The sequence below is a fragment of the Streptosporangium sp. NPDC001559 genome (genome assembly GCF_042893955.1).
Taxonomy (GTDB): Bacteria; Actinomycetota; Actinomycetes; order Streptosporangiales; family Streptosporangiaceae; genus Streptosporangium.
Map to the genome: position 1 here is coordinate 126,480 of NZ_JBIAVG010000003.1, position 26,285 is coordinate 152,764.

The 26,285-nt window shown below is 67.8% G+C and carries 25 protein-coding genes; 13 read left to right on the forward strand and 12 right to left on the reverse strand.

Translation table 11 applies throughout. The annotated features are described in order from the left end of the window. Positions 1 to 586: 586 nt before the first annotated feature. Both ACFYY8_RS07605 and ACFYY8_RS07610 read left to right on the forward strand, forming a co-directional pair. Positions 587 to 1,780 carry an acyltransferase family protein gene (locus ACFYY8_RS07605; RefSeq protein ID WP_390038228.1) on the forward strand — a complete coding sequence of 398 codons (1,194 nt, stop codon included), beginning with the start codon at positions 587 to 589 and terminating at the stop codon, positions 1,778 to 1,780. Between the two features lie 35 nt (positions 1,781 to 1,815). Further along, entirely contained in the window at positions 1,816 to 3,018 is a 1,203-nt protein-coding gene (locus ACFYY8_RS07610; protein ID WP_390038230.1) for a cytochrome P450, read from the forward strand. On the opposite strand, the gene ACFYY8_RS07615 is transcribed toward ACFYY8_RS07610, so the two are convergent. After that, positions 3,008 to 3,856: an AraC family transcriptional regulator gene (locus tag ACFYY8_RS07615; RefSeq protein ID WP_390038232.1), complete on the reverse strand. Its 849-nt coding sequence runs from the start codon at positions 3,854 to 3,856 to the stop codon at positions 3,008 to 3,010. The genes ACFYY8_RS07610 and ACFYY8_RS07615 overlap by 11 nt on opposite strands. 110 nt (positions 3,857 to 3,966) lie before the next feature. Here ACFYY8_RS07615 and ACFYY8_RS07620 point away from each other — a divergent pair, with 110 nt between their 5' ends. Beyond that, positions 3,967 to 4,323 carry a VOC family protein gene (locus ACFYY8_RS07620; RefSeq protein ID WP_362779376.1) on the forward strand — a complete coding sequence of 119 codons (357 nt, stop codon included), beginning with the start codon at positions 3,967 to 3,969 and terminating at the stop codon, positions 4,321 to 4,323. 7 nt (positions 4,324 to 4,330) lie between these two features. Here ACFYY8_RS07620 and ACFYY8_RS07625 read toward each other — a convergent pair whose 3' ends face one another. Beyond that, positions 4,331 to 4,759, reverse strand: coding sequence for a MarR family winged helix-turn-helix transcriptional regulator (locus ACFYY8_RS07625; protein WP_390038235.1), 429 nt, complete (start codon positions 4,757 to 4,759; stop codon positions 4,331 to 4,333). 53 nt (positions 4,760 to 4,812) lie between these two features. Between ACFYY8_RS07625 and ACFYY8_RS07630 the strand changes: the two genes are divergently transcribed. Then, positions 4,813 to 5,664: an alpha/beta fold hydrolase gene (locus ACFYY8_RS07630; protein ID WP_390038237.1), complete on the forward strand. Its 852-nt coding sequence runs from the start codon at positions 4,813 to 4,815 to the stop codon at positions 5,662 to 5,664. Here the strand turns inward: ACFYY8_RS07630 and ACFYY8_RS07635 are convergent. From ACFYY8_RS07635 to ACFYY8_RS07650, 4 genes are all read right to left on the reverse strand, one after another. Further along, complete coding sequence (locus tag ACFYY8_RS07635) at positions 5,654 to 6,835, reverse strand: cytochrome P450 (protein ID WP_390038239.1); 1,182 nt, start codon at positions 6,833 to 6,835, stop codon at positions 5,654 to 5,656. The two genes, ACFYY8_RS07630 and ACFYY8_RS07635, sit on opposite strands and share 11 nt — an antisense overlap. 291 nt (positions 6,836 to 7,126) lie before the next feature. After that, complete coding sequence (locus ACFYY8_RS07640) at positions 7,127 to 7,663, reverse strand: SRPBCC family protein (RefSeq protein ID WP_390038242.1); 537 nt, start codon at positions 7,661 to 7,663, stop codon at positions 7,127 to 7,129. Continuing rightward, the gene (locus ACFYY8_RS07645; protein ID WP_352014217.1) at positions 7,660 to 7,974 is read right to left on the reverse strand and encodes a metalloregulator ArsR/SmtB family transcription factor; all 315 of its coding nucleotides are present in this window, start codon (positions 7,972 to 7,974) and stop codon (positions 7,660 to 7,662) included. Before ACFYY8_RS07645 ends, ACFYY8_RS07640 begins: the two co-directional genes overlap by 4 nt. A 158-nt stretch (positions 7,975 to 8,132) precedes the next feature. Next, entirely contained in the window at positions 8,133 to 8,516 is a 384-nt protein-coding gene (locus tag ACFYY8_RS07650) for an ATP-binding protein (RefSeq protein WP_390038244.1), read from the reverse strand. 227 nt (positions 8,517 to 8,743) lie between these two features. Between ACFYY8_RS07650 and ACFYY8_RS07655 the strand changes: the two genes are divergently transcribed. The 5 genes from ACFYY8_RS07655 (at position 8,744) to ACFYY8_RS07675 (ending at position 14,535) form a co-directional block, all read left to right on the forward strand. Next, entirely contained in the window at positions 8,744 to 9,508 is a 765-nt protein-coding gene (locus ACFYY8_RS07655; RefSeq protein ID WP_390038246.1) for a transposase family protein, read from the forward strand. A 211-nt stretch (positions 9,509 to 9,719) separates the two neighbouring features. Then, positions 9,720 to 12,761, forward strand: coding sequence for a DUF3427 domain-containing protein (locus tag ACFYY8_RS07660; protein ID WP_390038248.1), 3,042 nt, complete (start codon positions 9,720 to 9,722; stop codon positions 12,759 to 12,761). 143 nt (positions 12,762 to 12,904) lie between these two features. Further along, positions 12,905 to 13,480 carry a hypothetical protein gene (locus ACFYY8_RS07665; protein WP_390038250.1) on the forward strand — a complete coding sequence of 192 codons (576 nt, stop codon included), beginning with the start codon at positions 12,905 to 12,907 and terminating at the stop codon, positions 13,478 to 13,480. A 17-nt stretch (positions 13,481 to 13,497) separates the two neighbouring features. Beyond that, entirely contained in the window at positions 13,498 to 13,644 is a 147-nt protein-coding gene (locus ACFYY8_RS07670; protein ID WP_390038252.1) for a hypothetical protein, read from the forward strand. A gap of 285 nt (positions 13,645 to 13,929) precedes the next feature. Beyond that, the gene (locus ACFYY8_RS07675) at positions 13,930 to 14,535 is read left to right on the forward strand and encodes a plasmid pRiA4b ORF-3 family protein (protein ID WP_390038254.1); all 606 of its coding nucleotides are present in this window, start codon (positions 13,930 to 13,932) and stop codon (positions 14,533 to 14,535) included. 89 nt (positions 14,536 to 14,624) lie between these two features. On the opposite strand, the gene ACFYY8_RS07680 is transcribed toward ACFYY8_RS07675, so the two are convergent. Beyond that, positions 14,625 to 15,449: an NAD-dependent protein deacetylase gene (locus ACFYY8_RS07680; RefSeq protein WP_390038256.1), complete on the reverse strand. Its 825-nt coding sequence runs from the start codon at positions 15,447 to 15,449 to the stop codon at positions 14,625 to 14,627. 257 nt (positions 15,450 to 15,706) lie between these two features. Here ACFYY8_RS07680 and ACFYY8_RS07685 point away from each other — a divergent pair, with 257 nt between their 5' ends. Beyond that, positions 15,707 to 15,871, forward strand: coding sequence for a hypothetical protein (locus ACFYY8_RS07685; protein WP_390038258.1), 165 nt, complete (start codon positions 15,707 to 15,709; stop codon positions 15,869 to 15,871). Between the two features lie 54 nt (positions 15,872 to 15,925). Here ACFYY8_RS07685 and ACFYY8_RS07690 read toward each other — a convergent pair whose 3' ends face one another. The 4 genes from ACFYY8_RS07690 to ACFYY8_RS07705 all read right to left on the reverse strand — a co-directional run bounded on the left by ACFYY8_RS07690 (position 15,926) and on the right by ACFYY8_RS07705 (position 21,381). Continuing rightward, complete coding sequence (locus ACFYY8_RS07690; protein WP_390038260.1) at positions 15,926 to 17,923, reverse strand: ABC transporter ATP-binding protein; 1,998 nt, start codon at positions 17,921 to 17,923, stop codon at positions 15,926 to 15,928. Beyond that, positions 17,920 to 19,653, reverse strand: coding sequence for an ABC transporter ATP-binding protein (locus ACFYY8_RS07695; RefSeq protein ID WP_390038263.1), 1,734 nt, complete (start codon positions 19,651 to 19,653; stop codon positions 17,920 to 17,922). The genes ACFYY8_RS07690 and ACFYY8_RS07695 overlap by 4 nt, the downstream gene beginning before the upstream one ends. Then, positions 19,647 to 20,327 (reverse strand): TetR family transcriptional regulator, encoded by a 681-nt coding sequence (locus ACFYY8_RS07700; RefSeq protein WP_390038265.1) that lies wholly within the window; start codon positions 20,325 to 20,327, stop codon positions 19,647 to 19,649. Before ACFYY8_RS07700 ends, ACFYY8_RS07695 begins: the two co-directional genes overlap by 7 nt. Positions 20,328 to 20,397: 70 nt before the next feature. After that, positions 20,398 to 21,381 (reverse strand): NAD-dependent epimerase/dehydratase family protein, encoded by a 984-nt coding sequence (locus tag ACFYY8_RS07705; protein ID WP_390038267.1) that lies wholly within the window; start codon positions 21,379 to 21,381, stop codon positions 20,398 to 20,400. A gap of 293 nt (positions 21,382 to 21,674) precedes the next feature. On the opposite strand from ACFYY8_RS07705, the gene ACFYY8_RS07710 reads away from it, so the two are divergent. Together ACFYY8_RS07710 and ACFYY8_RS07715 are read left to right on the forward strand one after the other, a co-directional pair. Beyond that, on the forward strand, positions 21,675 to 22,607 hold the full coding sequence (locus ACFYY8_RS07710; RefSeq protein WP_390038269.1) for an anti-sigma factor RsbA family regulatory protein: 933 nt from the start codon (positions 21,675 to 21,677) through the stop codon (positions 22,605 to 22,607). 256 nt (positions 22,608 to 22,863) lie between these two features. Then, positions 22,864 to 23,949, forward strand: a complete 1,086-nt coding sequence (locus ACFYY8_RS07715; RefSeq protein ID WP_390038271.1) for a hypothetical protein — start codon at positions 22,864 to 22,866, stop codon at positions 23,947 to 23,949. 44 nt (positions 23,950 to 23,993) lie between these two features. Here ACFYY8_RS07715 and ACFYY8_RS07720 read toward each other — a convergent pair whose 3' ends face one another. Then, positions 23,994 to 24,413, reverse strand: a complete 420-nt coding sequence (locus tag ACFYY8_RS07720; protein WP_352014208.1) for a MarR family transcriptional regulator — start codon at positions 24,411 to 24,413, stop codon at positions 23,994 to 23,996. A 114-nt stretch (positions 24,414 to 24,527) separates the two neighbouring features. Between ACFYY8_RS07720 and ACFYY8_RS07725 the strand changes: the two genes are divergently transcribed. Continuing rightward, on the forward strand, positions 24,528 to 26,123 hold the full coding sequence (locus tag ACFYY8_RS07725) for an MFS transporter (protein WP_390038274.1): 1,596 nt from the start codon (positions 24,528 to 24,530) through the stop codon (positions 26,121 to 26,123). Positions 26,124 to 26,285: the final 162 nt, after the last annotated feature.

The following is a 26,285-nucleotide window of genomic DNA, read 5'->3' on the forward strand; positions in this document are numbered from 1 at the left end:
GAGGGAAGACGAGACGGAAGTCCGGTTGGGCGGGGTTCTGACAGGCTCGACGACTCGACCATGTGGCGCGACTCCAAACAGGCCCTCCGCCCGGTCGGCGGGGGAGAGCCGGTGTGCGGTTGGTGCGAACTCTCCGTGCCGTTCCGACGGCCGGGCGGGGTTTTCGAGTGCGAGGTCCGGTTACGGACGGCAGGGCGCTGAGCAGGGACTTCTCTCAGGTCTTCCAATCCGGTACGGCATGGCGACGCCTCCTCCTGCCATGGCTTCCCACGGCTCCTTCGCGGCCACTTCGCGGCTCTTTCCGTGTGCGGGCGCTCGGCGGCCCGGCACACCCGTCGCGGCACCCGTCCCCGATCCGGGCCGTCCGCGAGGAGCCGTCCTCACGGATATGTCGGAGCCGGGTTCGCGTTCTTGACGTCCGCCATCGTTCTTTTCGGGCTTCACAGCATTTTCAAAGAAATCGGGCCGGAGAAGTTGTGGCACTGTCAAGGAACCGCGGTCGGTTCCGACCTTTGAGCGGGAGGAAATCTCCGCCGGGAGACCGGGGCCCGCCCCGGCCCGTCGACTTTCGGGAGAGTGACCGCCAATGACCTCCACGCAGGAAGTAACTCCAGGAAACCTCTCGTCGCTGACCGGCCTGCGCGCCGTCGGCATGCTGTTCGTCTTCGTCGCCCACGGCGCCGCGGCCTCGGTGTTCGCCGACAAGGGCGTCGCCGCCGGTTACAACGCCCTCATCGACAACGGGGTCCTCGGCTTCCTCGCGGTCTCGTTCTTCTTCGTGCTCAGCGGGTTCGTGCTGACCTGGTCGGCCAGGCCGGGCGCGCGCCGCTTCTGGCGGCGGAGGCTGCTGCGCGTCTTCCCCAACCACCTGGTGGTGCTCGTCGTCTCGGCGCTCACCTTCGTCGCGGCCGGGGAGACGATCAGGCTCGTCCCGGCGGTCGCGAACGTGTTCCTGGTGCAGAACTGGTGGCCGGACGCGGACCTGATGTACTACCAGCTCAACGGCCCCACCTGGACGCTCTCCGTCGAACTGCTCTGCTACGCCGCCTTCCCCCTGCTGTACGCGCTGGTCAACCGGATCAAGCCGGGCAGGCTGTGGTTCTGGTTGGCGGTCGTCGGGCTGGTGGCCCTGGCCATGCCGCTGCTGAGCGAACCGTTCCTGGCCGGGTACGGGCCGAGCAAGGTCTTCGGGGTCGGCTCGTGGCCCCAGCAGTGGTTCCTGTACTTCTTCCCGATCACCCGCTCGCTTGAGTTCGTACTCGGCATGATCCTGTGCAAGATCATCCAGACGGGCCGCTGGGTCCGGGTCCCGGTCGTGGTCTCGGCGCTCTGCGTGCTGGGCGTCTACGTCGTGCTGTACTTCCTGCCGCAGAACTTCGTCTTCGCCGCGCTCTACCCCATTCCGATGGCCCTGCTCATCGGCTCGGTGGCGACGTCGGACCTCGCGGGCCGTTCCAGGGTGATGAACAGCAGGCTGATGGTCAGGCTCGGCGACATCTCCTTCGCGTTCTACATCGTGCACATCCCGGTGCTGTTCTCGGTGCACGCCGCGTTCGCCGGGGAGTGGGTCGGATACGCCAACCACTACACCCGGACCCAGTGGAACACCCCGACCGGGATCGCCTTCCTCGTCGGCGCCTACCTGCTGTGCGTGCTCGCGGCCTGGGTCCTGCGGACCGTGGTCGAGATCCCGGCGATGCGCCGCTGGGGCGGGAGCCGTAGGCGGGGGACGTCCGGCCTGTCGCGGCCGAAGGCCCCGGGGCCGCAGCTCCAAGCGTGAACACCGTCGACCGTCACCCCTCCAGGAGAGAACCGATGACCGACGCGACCTATCCGACGCTGTCCTATCCGATGCGGCGCACCTGCCCGTTCGAACCGCCCCCCGGCTACGCCGAACTGCGCGAGCGCCCGACGATCTCCAAGGTCAGGCTGCCGACCGGTGCCCTGGCCTGGGCGGTCACCCGGTACCGGGACGTCAGGGCGATGCTGGCCGACCCGAGGTTCAGCTCGGACATGCGTCACCCCGGCTTCCCCGTCCTGTACGAGCACCAGGTGCCCGCGCCCGGGTTCTCGACCTCGCTGATCGGCATGGACGCGCCGGAGCACACGATCGCCCGGCGGGCCGTGGCCGGTGAGTTCACCGTCCAGCGGCTGCGTCGGCTGCGGCCACGCGTCCAGGAGATCGTCGACGAGCACGTCGAACGCATCCTGGAGGGGCCGCGCCCGGTGGACCTGGTGCGGGCCTTCGCCGACCCGGTCCCGCTCATGGTGATCTGTGAGCTGATCGGCGTGCCGTACGCCGACCGTGACTTCTTCCTCAAGATCTCCTCGACCGTGATGAACGCGCCCTCGCCCGAGGAGGGCGGGCGCGCCATGGTCGAGCTGACGGACTATCTGGACGCGCTGGTCGGCGACAAGGAACGCGCCCCGACCGACGACGTGATCGGCAGGCTGGCGGCCAGGCCGGGGGAGCCGGGCGTCCCCGGACACAAGGACCTCGTCGGGATGGCCTTCATGCTGCTGATGGCCGGGCACGAGACCCCCGCGAACATCATCGCGCTCGGCACCCTGCTGCTGCTCGAACACCCCGACCAGCTCGCCGCGCTCCGCGCCGACCCGGCGAGGACCCCGGCGGCCGTCGAGGAACTGCTGCGGTACTTCACGATCGCCGAGATCGCCACCTCCCGGGTCGCGACCGAGGACGTCGAACTCGGCGGCGCCGTCATCAGGGCGGGGGAGGGCGCCCTGGCCCTCATCACCGGGGCCAACCGGGACCCGGACCAGTTCGCCACACCGGACAGGTTCGACATCGGTCGCGGCAACCACCACCACGTGGCGTTCGGCTTCGGCGGCCACCAGTGTCTCGGCCAGCACCTGGCGCGCCTGGAGCTGCAGATCGCCTTCGACACGCTGTTCGCGCGGATCCCCGGCCTGCGGCTCGCCGAACCGGTCGAGGCGCTGCGCTTCAAGGACGAGGCCATCAACTACGGCGTCTTCGAGCTCCCGGTCACCTGGTGACCGCCGTCTGACCCCGGCCGCGCCGTCCGAGCAGGCGGCGCAGCGCGGTCGGGGTGTGGCCAAGGTGCTCGCGGACGGTCCTGGTCAGGTGGGCCTGGTCGGCGAAGCCGAGGTCGGCGGCGAGGGCGGCGAGGCCATGCGCCGTGCCTCCGCCGCCCTCGTCGCTTTCGCCGCTTTCGATGGGTTCGCCGCTTTCGACGCGCCGGATCACCCGGCCGACACGGACCCGGTTGCGGTATCGCGTCAGTGAGACGCCCATCTCCCGGGAGAAGACACGACTCAGCCGGTACGGCGAGGCGCCCAGGAGAGCGGCCAGCGGGCACAGCCCGGCCGCGTCGGGGTGGTTCGTGATGATCGCCTCACGGGCCGCCGCGACGAGCGCCCGGTCGGCGGGGTTGCCCGGACGGCCCTGACGGTGGCCGGTGGCCGCGGCGACCAGCCCGAGCAGCTCCTCGGTGAGCGCGTAGTCGACGTCGCCGCCGCGCGCCGCGGCGAGCAGCCGCCGGTGGGCCAGGTCGACCCGGGCGTCCACGTAGACCGTCATGCCGGTCCACGGCCCGTCCCAGAGACGCGGGGAGACGGCCACAGAGGTGCACAGGTCACCGCCCGCCGGATGGGCGAACCGCTCCTCCTCACCCGGCGCCGCGAGATAGGCCATCGTCGGGTCCAGGTCGGCCTCGACGCCGTCGGCCCACCGCCTGAACCTGCCACGCCGTACCAGGACCAGCCGGTGCGCCCCGCCGGGATCGGGCTCCGACCAGCGGGTGTGGTGGGCGCGGCAGGTCACCGTGGACACGGCGAAGTGGGGGCGGACGGCGAGGGGCACGGCGGACAGCACGGGGGGACGTTACCCGGGGGGTGCGACAGAAACGGCCCGCAAGAATCTTCAAGACCATAACCGGTGTAGGCGGGAAGCTGGTTACGTAAACGACGACCACAGGAGTCACGATGACCGCTCTCGCGGGACCGACCGCCATCATCATCGACTGCGCCGACCCCCGGGCGCTCGCCGAGTTCTACGGGAAGGCCACCAGCTGGAGGATCACCTACAGCGACGACGAGACCGCCTACCTCGGGGACGGCCCGATCCAGCTCGCCTTCCAGCGGATCGAGGACTACCGGGGTCCGGGGTGGCCCGACGCGGCCAAGCACGCCCACCTGGACTTCAGGGTCGCCGACGTGGAGGCCGCCACGAAGGAACTGCTCGCGCTCGGCGCGACGAGGCCCGGCTTCCAGCCCGGTGGGGACGGCTGGACCGTCCTGGCCGACCCCGAGGGACACCCCTTCTGCATCAGCGCGGGCTGAGGCTCCCTCAGCCGGGGACGTGCGAGGCGTAGAGCGCGTGGAGCAGGTGGTTGAGCCGCTCGCGCTCACGCCGGTCCAGCGCGTGCAGGAAGCGGTCCTGCTCGGCCGCCGCCGCGACGGCGAGGGCGTCGAGCAGGGCGTTCCCGCCCTCGGTGAGGGCGACCGTACGGCGGCGCCGGTCGGTCTCGTGAGTCCTGCGCTCGACGAGCCCCCTGGCGGCCAGGGAGTCGAGGACCGGCACGATGTTGCGGGCGTCCACGGCGACCAGCTCGGCCAGGCGCCGCTGGCCGATGGGCCCCTGCGCGCCGAGCGTCGCGAGGACGACGTACTGGGCCTGGGTGAGGTCGTGGCCCGTCAGGAAGGCGGCCCACGACCGCGCCGCCAGCGACCCCAGCCGCGCCAGCAGGAAACCTGTGCCCCGCTCGAAGTCACTCACGCGGCCCAGCCTAGCCGATAGACATGTTTCATGTCGTTTGGTAGACATGAAACATGTCTATTGAGGAGCGGCACACCCACGTGCCGATCGCCGGATCCCCGCTGCACGTCGTCGAGACGGGCGACCCCCTGGGCAGGCCGGTGCTGTTCCTGCACGGCTGGCCGGAGTCATGGCGGACCTGGCGGGGCGTGATGGAGGCGGCGGGAACGGACGCCAGGCTCCTGGCCGTCGACCTGCCGGGGATCGGCGACTCCACGGGACCGGCCCCCGGCGGGTCCAAACTCCGCCTGGCGGGGATGGTGCGCGAACTCGTCCTGAGCCTCGGCCTCACCGACCTCACGCTGGTCGGCCACGACGCCGGCGGCATGATCGCCTACGCCTACCTGCGACGGTACGGCGCCGCCCGCGTGGTGATCATGAACACGGTGATCCCCGGCGTGGCCCCCTGGAAGGACGTCCTGGCGAACCCGTACATCTGGCACTTCGGCTTCCACGCCGTGCCCACGCTGCCGGAGACCCTGGTCAGGGGACGCCAGGCCGCCTACTTCGACTACTTCTACGACGTGCTTTCCGTCGACCCGGCGAGGATCACCCCGGAGTCACGCCGCGCCCACGCCGCCGCCTACGAGCGTGACACGGCGCTCACCGCGGGGTTCGACCTCTACCGCGCCTTTCCTCAGGACGCGCGGGACAACGCGGCCCTCGCCGAGGCGGGACCGGTCGACACACCTCTCCTCTACCTGCGGGGCGACGGCGAGGGCGGCGACATCACCGCCTACGCCCAGGGCTTCGGCGAGGCGGGCGTCCTGCGGCCGACCACCGCGCTGATCCCCGGCGTCGGCCACTTCGCCCAGGAGGAGGCGCCAGCCCAGGTCTGGAAGCTCGTCCACGACTTCACCAGGTGACGGGCAGCTCGCGCACGCCGTAGATCACCGAGTCGACGCGCAGACCGAGCTCCTCGACCGGACGGGCCAGGGCGAGGCCGGGGAAGCGGGCGAACAGCCGGGAGATCGCGACCTCAAGCTCGACCCTGGCCAGATTCTGGCCGAGACACTGGTGCGGGCCGAACCCGAACGCGACATGGAACCTCGGGTCACGCCGCAGGTCCAGCCGGTCGGGGTCGGGGAAGGCGCGCTCGTCCCTGTTGGCCGACAGCAGGGAGAGCACCACCCCCTCACCGGCCTGCACGGTCACCCCGCCCACCTCCAGCGGCGCCGTCGCCATCCGCGCCATGGGCCCCTGCGTGATCGTCAGAAACCTCAGCAGCTCAGCCACCGCGGGACGGACGAGGGCCGGGTCCGCGCGCAGCTCGGCGAGCTGCCCGGGGTGGTCGAGCAGGGTCAGGACGCTCAGCGCCAGCGCGTTCGCCGTGGTCTCGTGCCCGGCGATCAGGAGCACCCGCGCCATGCCGAGCGCCTCGTCATGGGTGAGCTCGCCGGCGTTCACCCGCGCCGCGATCCTGCTGAGCAGGTCGTCCTTCGGCTCACGCTCCCTGTCGGCCAGGAGCCGGTCGAGATAGACGGCGATCTCAGCGAAGGCGGGCCCCGCGACCTCGGGCGGGTTGGAGGACAGGATGGCCGCGCTACGGGTCTGGAAGAAGGCGTGGTCCTCGTACGGCACACCGAGGAGCCCGCAGATCACCAGAGTCGGCACCGGCAGGGCGAAACGCCGTACCAGGTCGACCGGACCGCCGCCCTTCTCCAGGTCGTCGAGCAGGCCGTCGACCACGCCCTCGATCGTCGGCCGCATCGTCTCGACGCGCGGGACGCTGAACTCGGAGGTGAGCATCCGCCGCAGCCGTCCGTGCTCGGGGTCGTCCATCCGGGTGAACGACAACTCACCCGGCTTGGCGCCGGGCAGCAGCTGGGGGAAGCCGGCGCGCCTGTCGTCGGCGCTGATCCGGGGGTCGGCCAGCACCGCCCGGACGTCGGCGTGACGGCTCAGTACCCAGTGCTCCTCGCCGTCGGCGAAGTGAAGGCGGCAGGGCGGCTCCCCGCGGAGCTCGGCGAGTTCCGCGGGGACGCCGTACGGGTCCGGTCGATGGATGGGAAACGTACGTGCGGTGGGTCGGTCCATGGTGCCCCTTCCTCACAGGCGGGAGGCAGTGTCCCCCAGTCAACCGGCTCGAATCATATGCAGCCGGTAATGCCTGGAGAAGGGGCGAAAAAAACAGAGCATTTTCCGATAAATGGACTTGAAAGGGGCGGCCTTTCCGTTCTCTCTTCCTGACACCCGGGAGTGGGCCGTTCGTACGGCCGTACTGCGTGAACCTGTACCGCGTGAACCTGTGCGGCATGGGCTTGTACGACCGGTGCGCCTACGGTGCGAGCGCGGCATGGAGCGCCCGGATCCGTTCGGCTCAGCCGGTCACACGGCCTTGAGGCAGTGCTCTCCGACGATCTCCAGCTCTCTGGCGTAGATCTCGCGCAGCCCTTCCCAGCCGTGGTCACGCGCCTTCTTTCCGCGGATCGGACACACCGGGTACCCGTCGAGAAGGTGTTCGGCGACGTTGAAGCACAGGTGCCACCCGGCCGCGACCTCCGGCATCCACCTGCGCTCCTTGAGCGTGTGCCGCAGGGTTAATCGTGTCCCGGAGCCGAGCGCGGTCAACTCCCAGCGCAGCCGGTCACCACCCCAGGTGTATTCGAGCAGAGTCGGCGGTTCCGCGCGGCTTACGAACTCGGACATCCCCGCGGAGATCCCCGGCCCGTCGTCGAGCATCGTCAGCGTCGTCTCGCCGACCGTCCCGAGGTCCCTGTCGGCGGTGTAGGGAGACCATTCACCCAGTTGGGCGGGGTCCGTGAGCGCCGCCCACACGCTCTCTGGCGAGTGCCGCAGGTCCCGGACGAAGACGAGAGTCCACCGTCCCCCGTCGGTCTGATAGCCGACCTCGGAGTTCGTCACTGCTCCTCCTGGTTGTCGAGATGGCGTTCAAGGGCGTCGAGATGCCGCTCCCACAGCCGGCGGTACGGCGCGAGCCACTCATCGAGCGCTTCGAACCGCCTGGGCTCGATCCGGTAGATGCGCTGCTGCGCAGCCGTACGACAGGAAATGAAACCGGCCTCCCTCAACACCTTCAGATGCTTGGACATGGTTGGCTGACTGACCGCGAGCACGTCAACAAGCTGCCCGACACTGCTCTCCGCCCTGAGCAGCCGATCGAGGATCCGTCTCCTCGTCGGCTCAGCAAGCACAGCGAACACATCCACAGGCACCCCCCAAATATGCCTCGCCGGGAATATACCTGACAAGCCCTACGGCAAGGCATGAGACGAACGATGGCCATCCGTTCGGTGAAGCGCTGATTTCTGCATGGGACACCCGATTTTCGGCCTGCCATGCGGCCTTATCGAGTTATCCCCAAACCCGGCTTTCAGCCGGCTGAGCCGAGCTCAAACCAGATCATCGTCCCGGCGGAGTCACGATGGAACCCCCACTGAGTGGCGAGGCCGTTGACGAGCGCGAGCCCACGCCCGCCCGTGGCGTCCGGCGCTGAGTTTCCCTGGCAGGGAATCTTCCGGGAACCCGAGTCCTGGACGGTGATCAGCACGCCCCGGACGACGAAGGACACAGTGACGAGGAACTCCTGAGGGCCGGAGGCCAGGCCGGTGGGGTGTTCGACGGCGTTGGTGGCCAGCTCGCTGGTGAGGAGCACCGCGTCGTCGCGGAGCGGGTGGTCGTCCCCGAGCAGCTCGGAGACGAAGTTCCTCGCGGGCCTGACCTGATCGGGGGTCGCCCTGAATCGTCGGGAGATCACGGGGTGGTCCACGAAGGCCGGTTCCGGCCGGGGAGCCCATCCCATGTCCGGACGGGACAGATCCGCGACGTCGCCAGTTGTTGCGCGGAGTCGATCATTGAGCCTTTTTCAACCTGAAATCGCAGGTCATGGGCGCGGTGCGGCGTGTGTCATCTGATCGACAAAGGAAGAAGCCCCTGGTAGAAGGGTTGTCGACCAAGATCAACCTATGCACCAGAGGCTCCAAGTTGTTGTTCTACCGTGCCGCGCTGTCGTTGTCACATCAGACGCTGTCCTATCTGTCCGCACTCATCCGCCGCCACCGCCACACGATCGGTTCGTCCTGGCGCCGCCTCGACCCCGGACGCCAAGCCCTGCTCGTCCTCGTTCACCTGCGTAAAGGAGAGACACTCGCCGAGGTCGCGGCCGGTTTCGGCGCGGGTGTGAGCACCGCCTGGCGCTACATCCGTGAGGCGATCACCCTGCTCGCCCGTCGATCCCCGACCCTGAACCAAGCCCTGCGGGCCGCCAAGCGTGCCGGACACGCCTTCGTCGTCCTGGACGGCACCCTCATCCCGATCGACAGGGTGGCCGCCGACCGGCCCTACTACTCCGGTAAACACCGCCGCCACGGGATGAACATCCAGGTCCTGGCCGCACCGGACGGCGCCCTGCTGTGGCCCTCCGGCTCGCTGCCGGGGTCGGCACACGACCTGACGGCCGCCCGGATCTGGGGCCTCCCGCGCCGCCTGAAGACCACCGGTCTGATCACCCTCGCCGACAAGGGCTACATCGGTGCCGGTGAACACGTCCGCGTGCCATACAAGGGCAGGGACAAACCCACCTCGCAGAAGGTCGCCAACTCCGCCCACGCCAGGCTTCGCGGCCCCGGTGAGCGAGCGAATGCGCAGTTGAAGGCCTGGCGCATCCTGCGCAGGCTACGCTGCTGCCCTCTTCGCGCAGGTCAGCTCGTCAAAGCGATCCTCACGCTTCAACTCCGTGAAGTGAGATGAAAAAGGCTCCTTCTATCGCTGAGAAGCTGATCATATGGATAACGCCATGAAGTGTTCACCGAATCGAGTATGACCATGTCGCGCGACATTGGACTCGTGCGGAGTCGGTGAGCGGTGTGGGGTCGAAGCGATGGAGGGCTTCGTCGCATAAGCGTATGGTTTTGACGGTTGGCCTGATAAGTGTCGTCGGCACCGCCTAGAGTGCCAGCTCATGAGCGATCTCGTGCCTGGAGCCTACGAGCAGATCTTGACGGAGGCTCTCGAACGGCGACTGCGCGTAGTCCCCGGTGAGTTGGTGGACATCGTCTCCGTTGAACAGACAGCTGCGGAGGACCACCTCGTCAGGCATATCGCGGGCCTGGCACGTCATGCATTGCGTGCGGCCAAGTCCCCTGAGCAGCAGATTGACCGCGCGAACCACATCGCTGAGGCGATCATCAAGGGGTTCCTCGACACGGAGGACGAGGGGGAACGGGTCGCGCAGCCCGCCCAACTGCTTACCGAGGTGCGGCGGACCTCGGGGGTTCCTGGGCGTCCGGAACCGTTGACCCGACCGATGACCCCACTGTCCGCCAGCGCTCTACTTGTGAACGGGCGAGGCCAACCGAGCATCGGCACCGAGGTCAAGCGAGAGTTCGCGACCGCTGATCGTGTCGACCTGATCTGTGCCTTTATCAAGTGGTATGGGCTGCGTCTCATTGAGGAGCCGATCAAGGAGTTCATCGCCAGAGGCGGTGAACTCCGAGTAATCACCACGACCTATATCGGCGCTACCGACAGAACCGCGCTGGATCGCCTGGTCGCCTTGGGCGCGACAGTCAAGATCTCTTACGAGACGCACAGCACCAGGCTTCACGCCAAAGCGTGGATGTTCCATCGGCATACCGGCTTCTCAACGGCCTATGTGGGCTCATCCAATCTGTCCAAGGCTGCGCAGCTGGACGGTCTGGAGTGGAACGTACGGCTCACCCAGGTCGAACAAGCCCATCTGCTATCGACGTTCACCGCTACCTTTGAGCAGTACTGGGCTGATCCGGCGTTCGAGGACTACGACCCGGCCCGTGACGGGGCTCGGCTGGCTGAAGCGCTCAAGAGGGAAAGCGGGTCAGCCCCAGCCGATCTGCCCTTGGAGATCGCGGCCCTGGATGTGCTCCCGCGTTGGTACCAGGCGGAGGCACTGGAAGAGCTGGAAGCCGAGCGTGAGGTGCACGGCCGTACGCACAACCTGGTCGTCATGGCGACCGGTACAGGCAAGACTGTTGTTGCCGCGCTCGACTATCGGCGACTGGCGGTTGCCGGTAAGGCTGACAGCGTGCTGTTCGTCGCCCATCAGGAGAAAATCCTGGACCAGAGCCGGGCCACCTTCCGGCAGACGCTTCGCGACGGGGAGTTCGGCGAGAAGCTTGTTTCCGGACACCGGCCGAAGAAGTGGCGGCATGTCTTTGCCTCAATTCAGTCACTAGCCAAAATTAACCTCGACGAGCTTGATCCATCACGGTTCGACATGGTGATTGTGGACGAGTTTCACCATGCAGAGGCTCCTACATACCGGCGCTTGCTTGAGCACCTTAAGCCTCGCTATCTTCTCGGCCTCACTGCTACTCCCGAACGTACTGATGGCGTTGACGTGGGAGTATTCTTTGGTGGGAAAATTGCTTACGAGCTGCGCCTTTGGCAAGCGCTTGAGCAGCAGCTTCTCGCTCCATTTCATTACTTTGGTATTCATGATGAAGTCTCGCTGGCCAACGTTGCATGGCGTCGTGGACGCTATGACGAGGCAGCGCTCAGCGAGCTTTACACTGGCAACCACGACCGTGTTCGCCTCATTTTGCAGGCCGTACAGGAAAAGATCGCCCATCCGAGAAAGATGCGCGCCCTCGGCTTCTGTGTGAGTGTTCAGCATGCCGAATTTATGGCTAATCAGTTCACTAAATACGGCCTTCCTGCTCTGGCTGTGACTGGCGCCACATCGCACGATGGTCGTCAACTTGCCGTACAGAGTCTCAGAAAGGGTGAGGTCAACGTTTTGTTCACCGTTGACCTTTTCAATGAGGGAGTGGACATTCCAGAGCTGGATACTGTCCTATTCTTGCGTCCCACGGAGAGTGCGACGGTTTTTCTCCAGCAGCTTGGTCGTGGTTTGCGTCGTGATCCCAACAAAACATGTCTCACCGCGCTGGACTTTGTCGGCCATCAACATGCTGATTTCCGCTTCGATCTGCGCCTGCGCGCACTCACTGGGCTGCCTCGGCGAAAGCTCCCGGAGGCGCTGCCCAATCCGACGCTTCCTGCCGGTTGTCACCTCCACCTCGACAGCGTGGTGACCGAGCTGGTCCTCGCGAACGTGCGCCGCGCCCTCCGCCTCCCCTGGAAGGACCTTGTCGCCGAACTCCGCTCGATGCCGGAGGTCTCCCTGGCCAGATTCTTAGAAGAGACCGGCTTTGAGCTGGAAGACCTTTATCGGTCAGGAAAGGGAGGGTGGGCCGAGCTACGTCGTCGTGCTGAGAACCTTCCTGTCGTGGAGGACAAGGCCGACCAGAAGTTTGGCCGAGCGATTGGACGCCTGCTACATGTAGATGACCCAGTACGGCTGGCAATGCTCCGCGACGGCTCTACCAGAGACCCGCGTCTACTAGCCATGCTGCATGTCGCGCTACTTGGTGGGGATGTCCCCTTCGACTCAGGCAAGGGGGTGCTGAGCTTGCTGGCGAGCCACCCTCAGCGGCGGGAAGAGCTTCGGGAGGTGGCATCTGTCCTTGAGGAACGCATGCACCGGGTTACTACGGAGATCGAGGGTTTGCCGCTACGTCTTCATGCTCGCTATTCCAAGAATGAGGCGTTGGCCGCATTTGGCGTGGACCGCCCTGGGAATGTTCGTGAGGGTGTCAAGTGGGTACCCGAGGCAAGGGCTGACACTTTTTTCGTCACCTTGCGTAAATCAAAGGGCTTCTCTCCGACAAACATGTACAACGATCGAGCGATCAGTTCGACGCTTTTCCACTGGGAGTCGCAGAGCACCACGCGCGCTTCGTCGCCGACCGGCCAGCGCTACATCAACGGCAGTTCGACCGTACATCTTTTTCTCCGGGAGACCAAGGAAGAGGACGGCTCTCTCGGTGCTCCACCATTTTTCTACGCGGGACCAATGACGTTTGTTTCATCGGAGGGTGAACGGCCGATGCAGATTCTCTGGAAGTTGGCTCACGCGCTACCCGCAGATATATTCTATCAGGCCAGCCTTGCCGCTACCTGAGCTGCTACGGAAAAAGCTGTCTGGGTGATGGTCTCATTGGGAATTCTCGTGGGGGTCTGGATCGCCCGGCTGGAGTTCTCGGAGAGTCTTCCCACTGGGGCAAGGTGGGCCCTGTGGGCTGGCGTGCTGCTACGGTCACGCCCGTGACACGCTCGGTTTATGTAACTCGTGCCGTCGATTTGCGGGTTGAATCGGTTGATGAGGTTCTCGATCGTGTGGAGCGGTCGCTTCAGACGCGCCTGAATCGGGACACCGTAGTACGCAAGCGCCGCTCGATTGGTGCGCGGACGGGCCGCGATACCTGGGTGCGTATTGAGAGGCGAGGGCTCGACCGAATCGGGATCCAGGGCGGGGACGGCACCGCGTCCGTCGAGGCCTTGTGCGGGATCGCGAAGCCGGCCTGGCTCGCCGGCGTCGCGTGGCGGGACGAGATAGAGCCGGTGATGTGGCGGGCGGACGAGACGGAGCTGCTGCTGGGGGCACCGGTGGGCAGCGCCGTGGTGACGGAGGATCCGCAGCTGCCCGAGGAGTGGTGGGCGGCGCTGAACGCCTCCCTGGATGCCCCCGCCACGCAGCACACCACCGGGTCGCGACACCGGATACCGAGACCCTCACGCAGGAACTGCTCACAGGGACGATCCACAGTGTTTTCCCCGGCGGCGATACGGCCGTGGTCGAATGGCGTCTGGCCCATGCAGATTTCAACTGGGCGAATATGACGGCGCCGGTGTTCTGTGTGTTCGATTGGGAGGACTGGGGCATGGCCCCGTACGGTCTGGACGCGGCGAGTCTGTGGGGTGCTTCCCTGGCCGTCCCAGCTCTGGCCGACCGCGTCCGCAGCGAGCGGCGTGACGATCTGGAGAGCCGGGACGGCAAGCTGTGACGCTGTTCGTCGCCGCGAAGATTCTCGGCCCCTACGCCGACCCGGACGACCCCCGACTGGGGGCTGCCCGGGAGACGGCGGAGCGAGTGGTGAAGGAACTTCAGACGGGCTGACGATGGGCCTGCAGCAGCTGCCGGTACTCCCGGACCATCTGATCGTCGAACTGAGGTTCTCCCCGCAGCGCGGACAGCTGCGGTCCGATGGAGAGGGCGCCTGCCACTGTGCAGGGGGTAATCATTCCTGGTACGGGGCATGATTCGGCGCAGGTACGGCAGGATGCCACGTATGGCCTCCTCTAACATCGTGCCGTCCGGCCGTAAGCCCGTTACCGTCCATCGGATCAAGGTCACCTTGGCAGGGTCACGGCCGCCGATCTGGCGTCGCCTTGAGGTTCCGTCTGAGATCACGCTGCGCGCGTTGCACGACATTCTGCAGGCGGCTTTTGGCTGGAAGAACTACCACATGTGGGTTTTTGAGAGCCCACAGGGTCGTTACGGCGTCGCCGACAGGGAGCTACAGACCGCCGGTGCCGCCACACGGCGACTCGACCAGATCGCTGCCGAACCTGGAGACCGGTTGGGCTACACCTATGACTTCGGGGACGACTGGGAGCACGTCATCCTCGTCGAGGCCGTCACCCCGGCGGAGCCAGGTGTCGCCTATCCACGCTGCCTGGCCGGCCGGCGGGCCTGCCCGCCCGAGGACTGCGGCGGTATCTGGGGCTACGACTACCTCATGGAGATCCTCGCCGATCCTGAACACGAGGAGCATGAAGACCGACTGGAATGGCTCGGCCTCGATTCGGCCGACCAGTTCGACCCCACCGCTTTCGACCTGGACCAGACCAACACGGCTCTGTCCCCCCTCGCGTCGGTCGTCATCAAGGACTGACTCACACGAGGTGACGGCCGGGTTGACCGGTCACCACCTCGGCATCGCCGATCCGGGTTCGGTACTTGTCGAAGGCCCGGACAGAGATTTCAGGCCAGAGACTGGACGAGTTCCGGGAGGATCGTGCCCAAGGGGGCGTTGAGGGTGAAGGTGGCGTAGGGGTCGCCTCGGGTCTCGCCCTGGTTGACGATCACCACGGGGATGCCGAGCCTGGCGGCGTGCAGGACGAACCGGCGGCCCGACAACACCGTCAGCGACGACCCGAGGACCAGCAGCAGGCGTGCCTTCGCCACGAGGGCGTAGCACGTGCGCACCCGGTCCGCGGGGACGGTCTCCCCGAAGAAGACGACGTCGGGCTTGAGCGTTCCCCCGCCGCACGCCAGGCACCCGACCACCCGGAACCCGCTGACCTCGGCGTCATCCAGATCGACGTCGCCGTCCGGGTTGATCGTGGTGGTCTGGAAGCCGAAGGAGGGGTTCGCCTGCCGGAGGCGATGGTTCAGCTCCTCGCGCGGGGTCGAGTCGCCACAGTCGAGGCAGACCACGTGGTGCAGGCTGCCGTGCAGTTCGACGACCTCCCGGGCGCCGCCCGCCTGGTGCAGGCCGTCGACGTTCTGCGTCATGATGCCGGTCACCAGGCCCTGCCGCTGTAGGCGCGCGACCGCGTGATGGCCGTCGTTCGGCGCGGCCTGGGTCATCGTCCGCCAGCCGACATGGCTGCGGGCCCAGTAACGCCGCCTGGCCGCCTCACTGCCCATGAAGGTCTGGTAGGTCATGGGGGTGTGCCGGCTCAGCGAGCCCTGCGGCCCTCGATAGTCGGGGATGCCTGACTCCGTGGACATTCCCGCCCCGCTCAGGACGACGACGTCCCCTTCGGCCAGCAACCCCGCCAGCCTGTTCCTGCCCTCGTTCACCTTTCCATGGTGCCTCACCGCGCACGCCGTACGGGCCCGGCGTCAGAGCCGATCGATCTTGGCTCGCGACGGCCTACCCTGGGCGTATGGCCCACGCGAAGACATCCTTTGTCTGTCTGCCTTGCCGTGCCTCGTACAAGCAGCTCTACCCCGGCCCTGATCACCGGGACCGGCTCTGCCCGCGCTGTGCCGCGGCGCTGATCCATGTCGGTTCCGCCTTCGCGGCCCCACGACGGCGGGACAGGGAGGCCTGGCGGGTGCTCTCGTTGTTGCTGCACTCGGGGGTCCGCTTCCACAAGAGCTGTTGCGGTGGCCCGGGCTACCGTCCGCGTACGCTCAGCGAAGCACGCGCACGGATGGCGTACGCCCGCACGAGCGGAGAGCCGTTCGCCAAGGCTCTGACGCGCTACGAACTGCCCTGACGAAGCACCGGGGCGGCGGGCCGGAACACCCGCCGCCCCGGTGCCTCCGGGGGATCAGGTGGTCGGGGCCTCGCTTTCCGCGGCGGTCAGGGCGCCGGCGAACTGGGCCGAGTAGAGGCGGTGGTAGGCGCCTCCGGTGGTGAGGAGTGCCTCGTGGGTGCCCTGTTCGACGATGCTGCCCGCCTCCATCACCAGGATCAGGTCCGCGTCACGGATGGTGGACAGGCGGTGGGCGATGACGAAGCTGGTGCGGTCGGAGCGCAGCGCGGCCATGGCGTGCTGGACCAGGACCTCGGTGCGGGTGTCCACCGCGCTGGTCGCCTCGTCGAGGATCAGCAGGGACGGATCGGCCAGGAAGGCACGGGCGATGGTCAGCAGCTGCCGTTCACCGGCGCTGATGTTGCCGCCCTCCTCGTCGATCACGGTGTCGTAGCCGTCGGGCAGGGAGCGGACGAACCGGTCGACGTAGGTGGCCCGTGCGGCGGCCTGGATCTGCTCCTCGGTCGCCCCGGGGTTGCCGTAGGCGATGTTCTCCCTGATGGTCCCGCCGAACAGCCAGGTGTCCTGGAGCACCATGCCGACGTGGGAGCGCAGGTCGTCCCGGCGCATCGCGGTGATGTCCACCCCGTCCAGGGTGATGCGGCCCGCCTCCAGCTCGTAGAAGCGCATGACCAGGTTGACGAGGGTGGTCTTGCCCGCGCCGGTCGGGCCGACGATCGCGACCGTGTGCCCGGGTTCGGCCACCAGAGACAGGTCCTCGATGAGGGGCCGCTCCTCCTCGTAGCGGAAGGACACGTGCTCGAACTCGACGCGGCCACGCCGTACGGTCGGCGGCACCGGGTCGGCCGGGTCGGGGGTCTGCTCCTCGGCGTCGAGCAGCTCGAAGACCCGCTCGGCCGAGGCGACCCCGGACTGCAGCAGGTTGGTCATGGAGGCGACCTGGGTGAGCGGCTGGGTGAACTGCCGGGAGTACTGGATGAAGGCCTGCACGTCGCCCAGGCTCATCGCCCCGGTGGCGACCCGCAGGCCGCCGACGACCGCGATGGCGACGTAGTTGAGGTTCCCGACGAACATCATCGTCGGCATGATGATGCCGGAGATGAACTGGGCGCCGAAGCTGGCCTTGAACAGCTCCTCGTTCCTGGTGCGGAACACCTCCTCGACCTCGGGGCCCCGGCCGAACACCTTCACCAGCTCGTGGCCGGTGAAGGCCTCCTCGATGTGGGCGTTCAGGGTGCCGGTGTGCGTCCACTGCGCGACGAACAGCTTCTGCGAGCGCTTCATGATCTGCCCGGTGAGAATCGTCGAGACCGGGATGGTCACCAGAGCGATCAGCGCGAGCAGTGGCGAGATCACGAACATCATCACCAGCACGCCGACCACGGTCAGCAGCGCGGTCAGCAGCTGGCTCAACGTCTGCTGCAGGGTTTGGGAGACGTTGTCGATGTCGTTGGTGACCCGGCTGAGCAGTTCGCCGCGTGGCTGGCCGTCGAAGAAACGCAGGGGGAGCCGGTTCAGCTTGTCCTCGACGTCGGAGCGCAGCCGGAACACGGTCCGCTGTACCACGTCGTTGAGCAGGTAGCCCTGTAGCCAGCCGAAGACCGACGCCGCGACGTAGAGCGCCAGAGCCCAGGACAGGGCCGTGGCCAGCGCGCCGAAGTCGATGCCCTGACCGGGGACGACGTCCATCCCGGAGAGCAGGGCGGCGAAGTTCTCGTTGCCCGAGGCGCGGGCGCTCTGGATGGCCTGTTCCGTGGTCGTCCCGGCGGGCAGGTGCCTGCCGATCACGCCGCTGAAGATCAGGTCCGTGGCCTGGCCGAGGATCTTGGGGCCGATGACGCCGAAGACCACGCTGATCACGGCCAGGCCGATCACCGCGACGATCCGCACGCGTTCCGGGGCCAGCCGCCGTATCAGCCGGCGCATGGAGGGCCCGAAGTTCATCGACTTCTCCACCGGCATGCCCCCGCCGCCGAAGGGACCGCGACCGAAGGGGCCGCCTCCCGCGGGGGGGCGCGGACGCGCGGTCGTCATGGGCCGGTTGCCGCTCATGCCGCCCTCTCTTCGGTGAGCTGGGATTCGACGATCTCGACGTAGGTCGGGCAGGAGGCGAGCAGTTCGTCGTGGGTGCCCCTGCCGACGACCACGCCGTCGTCGAGGACGATGATCTGGTCGGCGTCGGCGATGGTGGAGACCCGCTGGCCGACGATGACGACGGCGGCGTCGGCGGTGCGCGGGCGCAGGGCGGCGCGCAGCCGGGCGTCGGTCGTCAGGTCGAGAGCGGAGAAGGAGTCGTCGAACAGGTAGATCTCGGGCTTGCTGACCAGTGCCCTGGCGATCGAGAGGCGCTGGCGCTGACCACCGGAGACGTTCGTGCCGCCCTGGGTGATGGGCGCGTCGAGCCCTTCGGGCATCGCCTCGACGAAGTCGCGGGCCTGGGCGACCTCAAGCGCCTCCCACAGCTCCTCCTCGGTCGCCTCGGGGTTGCCGTAGCGAAGGTTGTCGGCGACGGTGCCGGTGAACAGGTACGGCTTCTGCGGCACCAGGCCGATGCGCGCCCAGAGCATCGCGGGGTCGAGGTCGCGCACGTCGACGCCGTCGACCAGTACGGTGCCCGCGGTGGCGTCGAAGAGGCGGGGGACGAGGGAGATCAGAGTCGTCTTGCCCGACCCGGTGCTGCCGATGACGGCGGTCGTCTGCCCGGCGGCGACGCGGAAGGAGACGCCGGAGAGGACCGGGGCCGCGGCGCCCGGGTAGCGGAACTCGACGTCGCGCAGTTCGAGCTCGGCGCGGGTGCGCACCTGCCGTACGGGGTCGGCGGGCGGGGGCACCGAGGAGTCGGTCCGCAGCACCTCGCCGATGCGCTCGGCGCAGACCGCGGCGCGCGGGATCATGATCGAGATGAAGGTGGCCATCATCATGGAACCGAGGATCTGGATCAGGTACATGAGGAAGGCGGTGAGCGCGCCGACCTGCATCTCCCCGCTGTCCACACGGAAGGCGCCGAACCAGAGCACGGCGACGCTGGAGGCGTTGAGGATCAGCATGACGACGGGGAAGATGAGCGCGGTCAGCCGTCCGACGTTCAGCGCGGTCGAGGTCAGCGCGTCGTTCGCCTCGGCGAAGCGCCGGGTCTCCTCACGCTCCCTGACGAAGGCGCGCACGACGCGGATGCCGGACAGCTGCTCGCGCAGCACCCGGTTGACCTCGTCGATCCTGGTCTGCATGGCACGGAACTGGGGGACCATCCGGGAGACGAGCAGGCCGATCGAGACCAGCAGCACCGGGACGCAGACCAGCATCAGCCAGGACAGGCCGATGTCCTGCCGCAGCGCCATGATGACGCCGCCGACGCACATGATCGGCGCGGCGACCAGCATGGTGCAGGTCATCATCACCAGCATCTGGACCTGCTGGACGTCGTTGGTGGTGCGGGTGATCAGCGAGGGGGCGCCGAAGTGGGCGAGCTCCCTGCTGGAGAAGCCGTTCACCCGGTGGAAGACGGCCGCCCTGACGTCCCGGCCGAAGCCCATGGCGGCACGGGCTCCGTAGTAGACCGCCGCGACCGAGCAGACGATCTGCACCAGGGACACGGCCAGCATCCAGCCGCCCGCGGTGAGGATGTAACCGGTGTCGCCGGTGGCGACGCCCCGGTCGATGATGTCGGCGTTCAGGCTGGGCAGGTACAGCGAGGTGATGGTGCTGACCAGTTGCAGCACGACGACGGCGATGAGGGTTGAGGTGTAGGGCCGCAGGTGGGTGCGCAGCAGGCGGCTCAGCATTGGGGGTCTCCACGTGGGGTCTCGTGGTCCGGGGTCTCCGGAGGGAGGAGATGGTCGTCGTCGTGCCGTCGGCGGATGCCGTCCAGCAGCATGGAGACGATCTCCGCGGGAGGTAGGGGGTCGTCCTCGACGAGCTTGGGATGGCTGCCGGCGACGGTCAGTAACTGCAGGCGGCGCGCCGCCTCCGGGGCGGTGCAGCGCAGCAGGTCGCGGTCGGGGACGATCAGGTTGACGATCGCCTGCCTGATGGCGGCGCGCGGGTCGCAGTCCTCCTCGCCGCGCTCGGCTCTGCCCTCACGGGCGATCCGGGTCACCCCTTCGGCGCCGAGCGCGTCCACCAGCCGGAAGACGTGCGTCGTGTGGTGCTGCATGATCTCGACGGCGGCGACGAGCCGCGCCCGCAGCGGGGCCGTACGGTCGACGGCCGTCAGGTCGCGGATCAGCGGCGTGGCGTCGATGGCGCTGATGATGGCCGCCTTGACCAGCTCGTCCTTGGTGGCGAAGACACGGAAGATCGTGCCTTCGGCCACCCCGGCGGCCTGGGCGATCTGACGGGTGCTGACGTCGGGGCCCTCGGCGAGGATGAGCGCGAGAGTGGAGGCGATGAGCGCGGCACGCCGCTCGTCCGGCGGGAGCGGCGAGGCGCGGGAGGAGGATGGAGAGGTAGAGATCACGCGAATCACCCTATATGAGTGAGTGACTCACTCACTCATATTTATTGGGCGTTGACCGGACGGGAAGGCGTCAGTGGGAGCGCCACTTGGCCAGAAGCTCGGCCTCCCGTTCACGGGTGATCGTGATCTCGGTGGAGAAGGCGGCCTCGGCGGCGCGGATCTCCCGCACCGAACGGCCGAGCGGACGTGGATCGAGTCCCGCGGCGCGGGCCGCCGCCGGGTCGGCGGTGTTGGCGGTCATCCACTCGTCGCCCTCCGACCACAGCGGCAGGGAGGCGCCGTTCTCCCCCTCGGTGAACAGGAAGTCCGCGCCGACCCAGGTCAGGGTCGTCCCGGGCGGCCCGACCTCGGCCAGGATCGCCTCCAGCATGTCGCCGAAGGAGTACGGCGGCGCCGGGCTGACCGCGTGGAAGACCGTGGGAGCGGCGGGGTCGAGCGGCCGGTCGAGCAGGGTGACGATCCAGGAGGCCAGGTCGCGCGCGTCGATCACCTGGATCGGGTCCGTGGGGTCGCCGGGCGCCAGGACCTCGCCGCCTTCGGCGATCCGGTTGACCCAGTAGGTGAAGCGCCCGGTGTGGTCGTGGGGGCCGATCACATAGGTCGGCCGTACGACCAGCGTGTTCCGGCCGAACCTGGCGGTGGCGGTCCGCTCGCACAGCGCCTTCAGCGCGCCGTACGTCTCGTTGGTCACCTCGGTGGGGACCGGGCCGTCGATCTCGGCCAGTGGTGAGTCCTCGGCGAAGCCGGGGGCGGGGGGCGGGGCGTAGACGGAGGTGCTGGAGATGAGCAGGTAGCGCCCGGTGGACAGCGTGTCGGCGAGGAGGTCGACCTGTGTGGGCAGGTAGGCGCTGACGTCGATCGTCGCGTCCCACGTCCGGTCGCGCAGGATCGACAGGTCGGTGTTGCGGTCGGCCGTCAGGTGCTCGGCCTCGGGGAACAGGTCGGCTCCGGTCCTTCCCCGGTGCAGCAGGGAGATCTCGTGCCCGGCCGCGAGGGCCGCCTCGGTGATGTGCCGTCCGACGAACCTGGTTCCACCGATGATCAAAATTCGCATGGCCATAATTTTGTCGTATATGTCGGCTGTGCGGTGGATGGAATTCCCGAGTGTTCCAGCAGGAATGGTCGATAACATGAAATGTCGGAAAAAGGCAGGTAGGGAGCTTTTGGGCTGTCCTTTGGCGGTCGTCGGCTTCGCTGAGAAAGGCGGCAGGGGGTACGTTGGACGTTACCCCTTCCCTACTTCAGGATCATCGCCATGGCAATTCGGCCAGAGCTGGGATCACCGGACAGCTGCCGCCTTCCGGGGCCCGTGCTCGCTCATCCCTCATCGGTTGACGCGGAGGCGTGATGGACACCGCGACAGCCGAACTCGATCCTTTTGTCCATCCTGCCCTTTTCTATCGGGGTGACCACGAGTATCTCCAGGCGACCCTGCCGTTCATTCGTGGCGGCCTGGCGGCGGGAGAACCCGTGGCGGTCGCCGTCCCCGAGCGCAATCTCCGGTTGCTGCGGACCTGGCTCGGCCCGCTGGCCTCCTCGGTGTGCTTCCTCGACATGACCAGGGAGGGCCGGAACCCGGGCCGCATCATCCCCGCGGTCCTGCGCGCCTTCGCCGATCCGCACGAGGGCCGCAGGGTGCGGATCGTCGGGGAGCCGGTCTGGCCGGGCCGCTCGGTGACCGAGTATCCCGCCTGCCTCCAGCACGAGGCGCTGGTCAACCTGGCCTTTCCCGGGCGGGCCGTCACGATCATGTGCCCGTACGACGTCGAGGCCCTGGAGCCCGCGGTCGTCAGGGACGCCGAGACCACCCACCCCGTCCTGCTCGACGGTTCCGGGTTGCGGGTCAGCGACGCCTACGCGCCGGAACGCGCGATCCGCGACGCCAACAGGGCGTTGCCCGACCCGAGAAGGGCCGAGGTCCTGAGCTTCGGGGGCGGTGAGCTCGCGCGGGCCCGTGAGTTCGCCGTCGGGCACGCCGCCCAGGCCGGGCTCCGCGGTGAGCGCCTCGACGACCTGCGGCTGATCGCGGGTGAGCTGGTGGCCAACAGCCTCGACCACGGTGGCGGCAGGGGAGTGCTGCGCGTGTGGACCGAGGACGGCCAGGTCGTGCTGGACGTCAGGGACGCCGGGCACATCACCGACCCCCTCGCCGGGCGCGGGCCGGTCGATCCCCGGCGGCGACGCGCGTGCGGGCTGCTCGTCACCAACCTGCTCAGCGATCTCGTCCGCGTCCACACGGGCGAGGGCGGAACCACCGTCCGGGTGTACTTCACGGTCTGACCATTCGACGAGGGGATTCAGCCGGGTTATATACGAAGTTGACAGGCGGACGCCGCTTTTTTGCCGCTGACGGATTACCAGTTGGAATTAAGGGCGTCGTATGCCGTTTTGGGTCTTTTCTCCGGACCGTGACTGGGTTATCAATGGCGCAGAGGCCAAAAGGCCGGCTTCATCCATCCCGTATCAGCACCGGCTTCCACCGGTGTCGCTCCCATATGCGCCATCACACCCCCCAGAAATAAGGATGGAGAAACGCATGCACCGGTTGAGAAAAACGTTTCTCGGAGTTCTGTGCGGCATCGCAGCGCTCCTCGCCGGACTCATCCCGACCACGAACGCCCAGGCGGCGGTCCCCGACCGCTGGGGATTCGCCTTCGTCGACGTCTTCTCCGGCGTCCCCTCCCTGGCCCACCAGGCGGGAAGCTGGGCGTCGGGACCGACCGTGACCGTCTCACCCGGGGCGACGGGCCAGGTGAAGGTGGTCTTCCCGGGTATCGCGAGCTCCGGCGGTGTCGCGCACGTGACGGCCGTCTCGCCGAACGCCGAATGGTGCCAGTTGCAGACCTGGCTGCCCTCCGGCCCTGACGAGGTCGCGGTCGTCCAGTGCTACAAGTACGGCGGCACCCCGGTGTTCACCCCGTTCACCATCGTCTACGAGACGAGCACCGGTCTGCTGCCCGCGCCGCAGGCGCTCGGTTACATCCACTACAACGGCGGCGGGATCGCCTCGCAGTTCAACTCGTCGGGCGCGGTCAACACGGTCGCCTCGGGCGGGACCGGTGTCTGGGGCGTCACCCTTCCCGGGCTCGGGTCGCCGGGCCCCGAGGGCGGCTTCCAGGTGACCGCCGTCGACCCGCAGCGGCCCGCCCGCTGCAAGATCGGCTCGTGGGGATCGGCCGTCAGCGCGCAGAACGTGAAGGTGATCTGCCATGACGCGACGAGCCGGCCGATCAACACCGGCTGGACGCTGACCTACCAGCGTCAGCGGGCGATCACCGGGGCCGCGGTTCCGCCCAGGTTCTTCGGCTACGTCCTCGACACCAACCCGACGGCGGCCGGGCCGTACGCGCCGACTCCCGCCGGGATCAACTTCAACACCCTGGTGCCCGGTGGGAACACCGTCCAGAACTTCGCGCCCGGACGGCAGGTGACCTTCCCCAAGATCGGTTATCTCCGTGACCACGTCCAGGTGACCGCGTTCGGCCCCGGCCCCGAGTACTGCAACATCTACAAGCTCTGGGTCACCCCGCCGAACGACGCCATTGTCAACGGCGTCAAGTGCTACAACGCCGTCACGTTGAAGCCGGAACGTTCCTTCACCAGCTACACCTCGGAGAAGTGACCGACGGCCGGTGGTCCCGTGCGTCCTCCGGGGCCACCGGCCGTTCAACGACTCCGGATTCCGGTGATCAACCGGATCAACTCGGCGCGCAGCGCGCCGGGGTCCTCGACCCGGTCGGCGATGATTCGCTCGGCCGGGTCTCCTTTCATGATCTCGGCGTAGGTCCGCCCGCCCAGGTCGGTACGGCTCACCATCACCCGGCGCCGGTCGGCCGTGTCCCGCTCGCGGACGATGTGACCGTCGCGTTCGAGCCGGTCGAGCACCGGCCGGATCGTCTGTTCCTCGACGTAGGTGTGGGCCGCGAGTTCCCGCTGGGTCCGGGGACCGTCCTGCAGGACGTGCAGGGTCAGGAAGCCCGCGTGGGTCAGGCCGCGTTCGGCGAGCACGGCGTTCCACTCGCGTTCCACCAGCCGCGCGGCCACCAGGAGCAGGCGGCCGGTCGCCCATGAGGCGTGATCATCCATAAACCCCATTTTTCCGGCCTTCGGCTGAAACCCTCCGTCCACGCTATCCGAAGGATGCTAAGGGTACTTAGTATTTTCGGCCCAAAGAGGGTCAAGGTTCGAAGAGGAGAGCGTATGGGCGTGACGGCGCCGCCGGAGACGGCGGAGACGAAACGGACGCGGTGGGCCGGGCTGGCCTTCATCGCGCTGGCCGTGGCGATGGTCATCTCCAGCACGACGATCACCAACGTGGCCGTCCCGCAGATCATCGGCGACCTCGGGCTCAGCTCGACCGACGCGCAGTGGATCCAGGAGTCCTACGCGCTGGTTTTCGCCGCGCTGCTGCTCACCTTCGGCAGGCTCGCCGACCGGCTCGGCAGGCGCGGACTCCTGCTGACCGGGGTCGCGCTGTTCGCGCTGACGTCCCTGCTGGCCGCCTTCTCCGTCGGCGGGCCGATGCTCATCGGGGCCAGGATCCTGCAGGGCGTCGGCGGAGCCATGATCTTTCCCACGACGCTGTCCCTGCTGAACGCGGGCTTCCGGGGCAGGGACAGGGCGACCGCGTTCGCCGTCTGGGGCGCCACGATCGGGGGGATGGCCGCGCTCGGGCCACTGGTCGGCGGCTGGCTCACCACGGACCTGTCCTGGCGCTGGGCGTTCGGCATCAACATCCCGGTCGCGGTGGCCGTACTGGCCGGGGTGCTGGTGTTCGTGCCCGAGTCGCGTGAGTCGGACGGCAGGCGGGGCGCCGACCTGGGCGGCGCGGTGCTGTCGACGCTCGGTTTCGGCCTGCTGGTGTTCGGGCTGGTCGAGGGAAGGGTCTACGGCTGGTGGCGGTCCGTCGAGCCCTTCACCGTCGGCGGGTGGCGATGGCCGTTCGCGCTGTCCCCGGTGCCCGTCGCCTTCGCCGCCTCCGCGCTGGCCCTGACCGCCTTCGTACTGGTCGAGCGGGGTCGTGGCCGACGTGACCAGGTCGCCCTGCTGGACCTGTCGTTGCTGTCCATCACCTCCTTCCGCAACGGCAACATCGCCGCGCTGATCGTCAGCCTCGGCGAGTTCGGCGTGCTGTTCGCGCTGCCGTTGTGGATGCAGTTCGTCCTGGGCTACTCGCCGCTGGAGACGGGGGTCGCCCTGCTGCCGCTCGCGGTCGGCTCCTTCGCCGCCAGTGCCTTCGCCTCCCCGTTGTCGCGGGCCAGGGGAGCGGCCTTCGTGGTCCGGCTCGGCCTGGCACTGGAGATCGCCGGGATCGCCGGACTCGGCCTGGTGATCTCCGCCGGCACCCCGTGGGCGCTGCCGGTGCCGTTCCTGTTCTGCTATGGCATGGGCATCGGGCTGGCGACCGCCCAGCTCACCGGGGTGGTCCTGGCCGAGGTCCCGGTCGAGCGCAGTGGTCAGGGCTCGGGCACGCAGAGCACGGTCAGGCAGATCGGCTCCGCGCTGGGCATCGCCGTACTCGGCACGTTGCTCTTCGGCGGGCTCAGCGCCGACCTCGACCACCGGCTGAGCCAGGCGGACGGTGTCGACCCGGTACGGCGTGAGCAGATCGTCTCGGCCGTGCAGCGCAGCGCGGGAGGGGCCATCGCCGGACTGTCCCGGCTGCCCGGGGTCGCCGAGGCGGCCAAGGAGTCCTTCGCGGCCGGCACGCGCTACGCGGCGTTCGGGGCGGCGGGCTTCCTCGCGGTCGGCCTGCTGGCCAGCCTGTCTCTCGGCGGGAGCCGTACCGAGGAGTGATCTGGGTAAATCTCCAGTCATAAATATAGACATTCGGGTATTGACGACATAGCATTTTTTGTGTCACGGAAAGCGAAAACCACCTGTGACAAGTGACGAAAAGCCGTGCGACGCAGGAGGCCGCCGGTCGCGCGGGATCTCTCGCGACACGGTCCCGCCCGG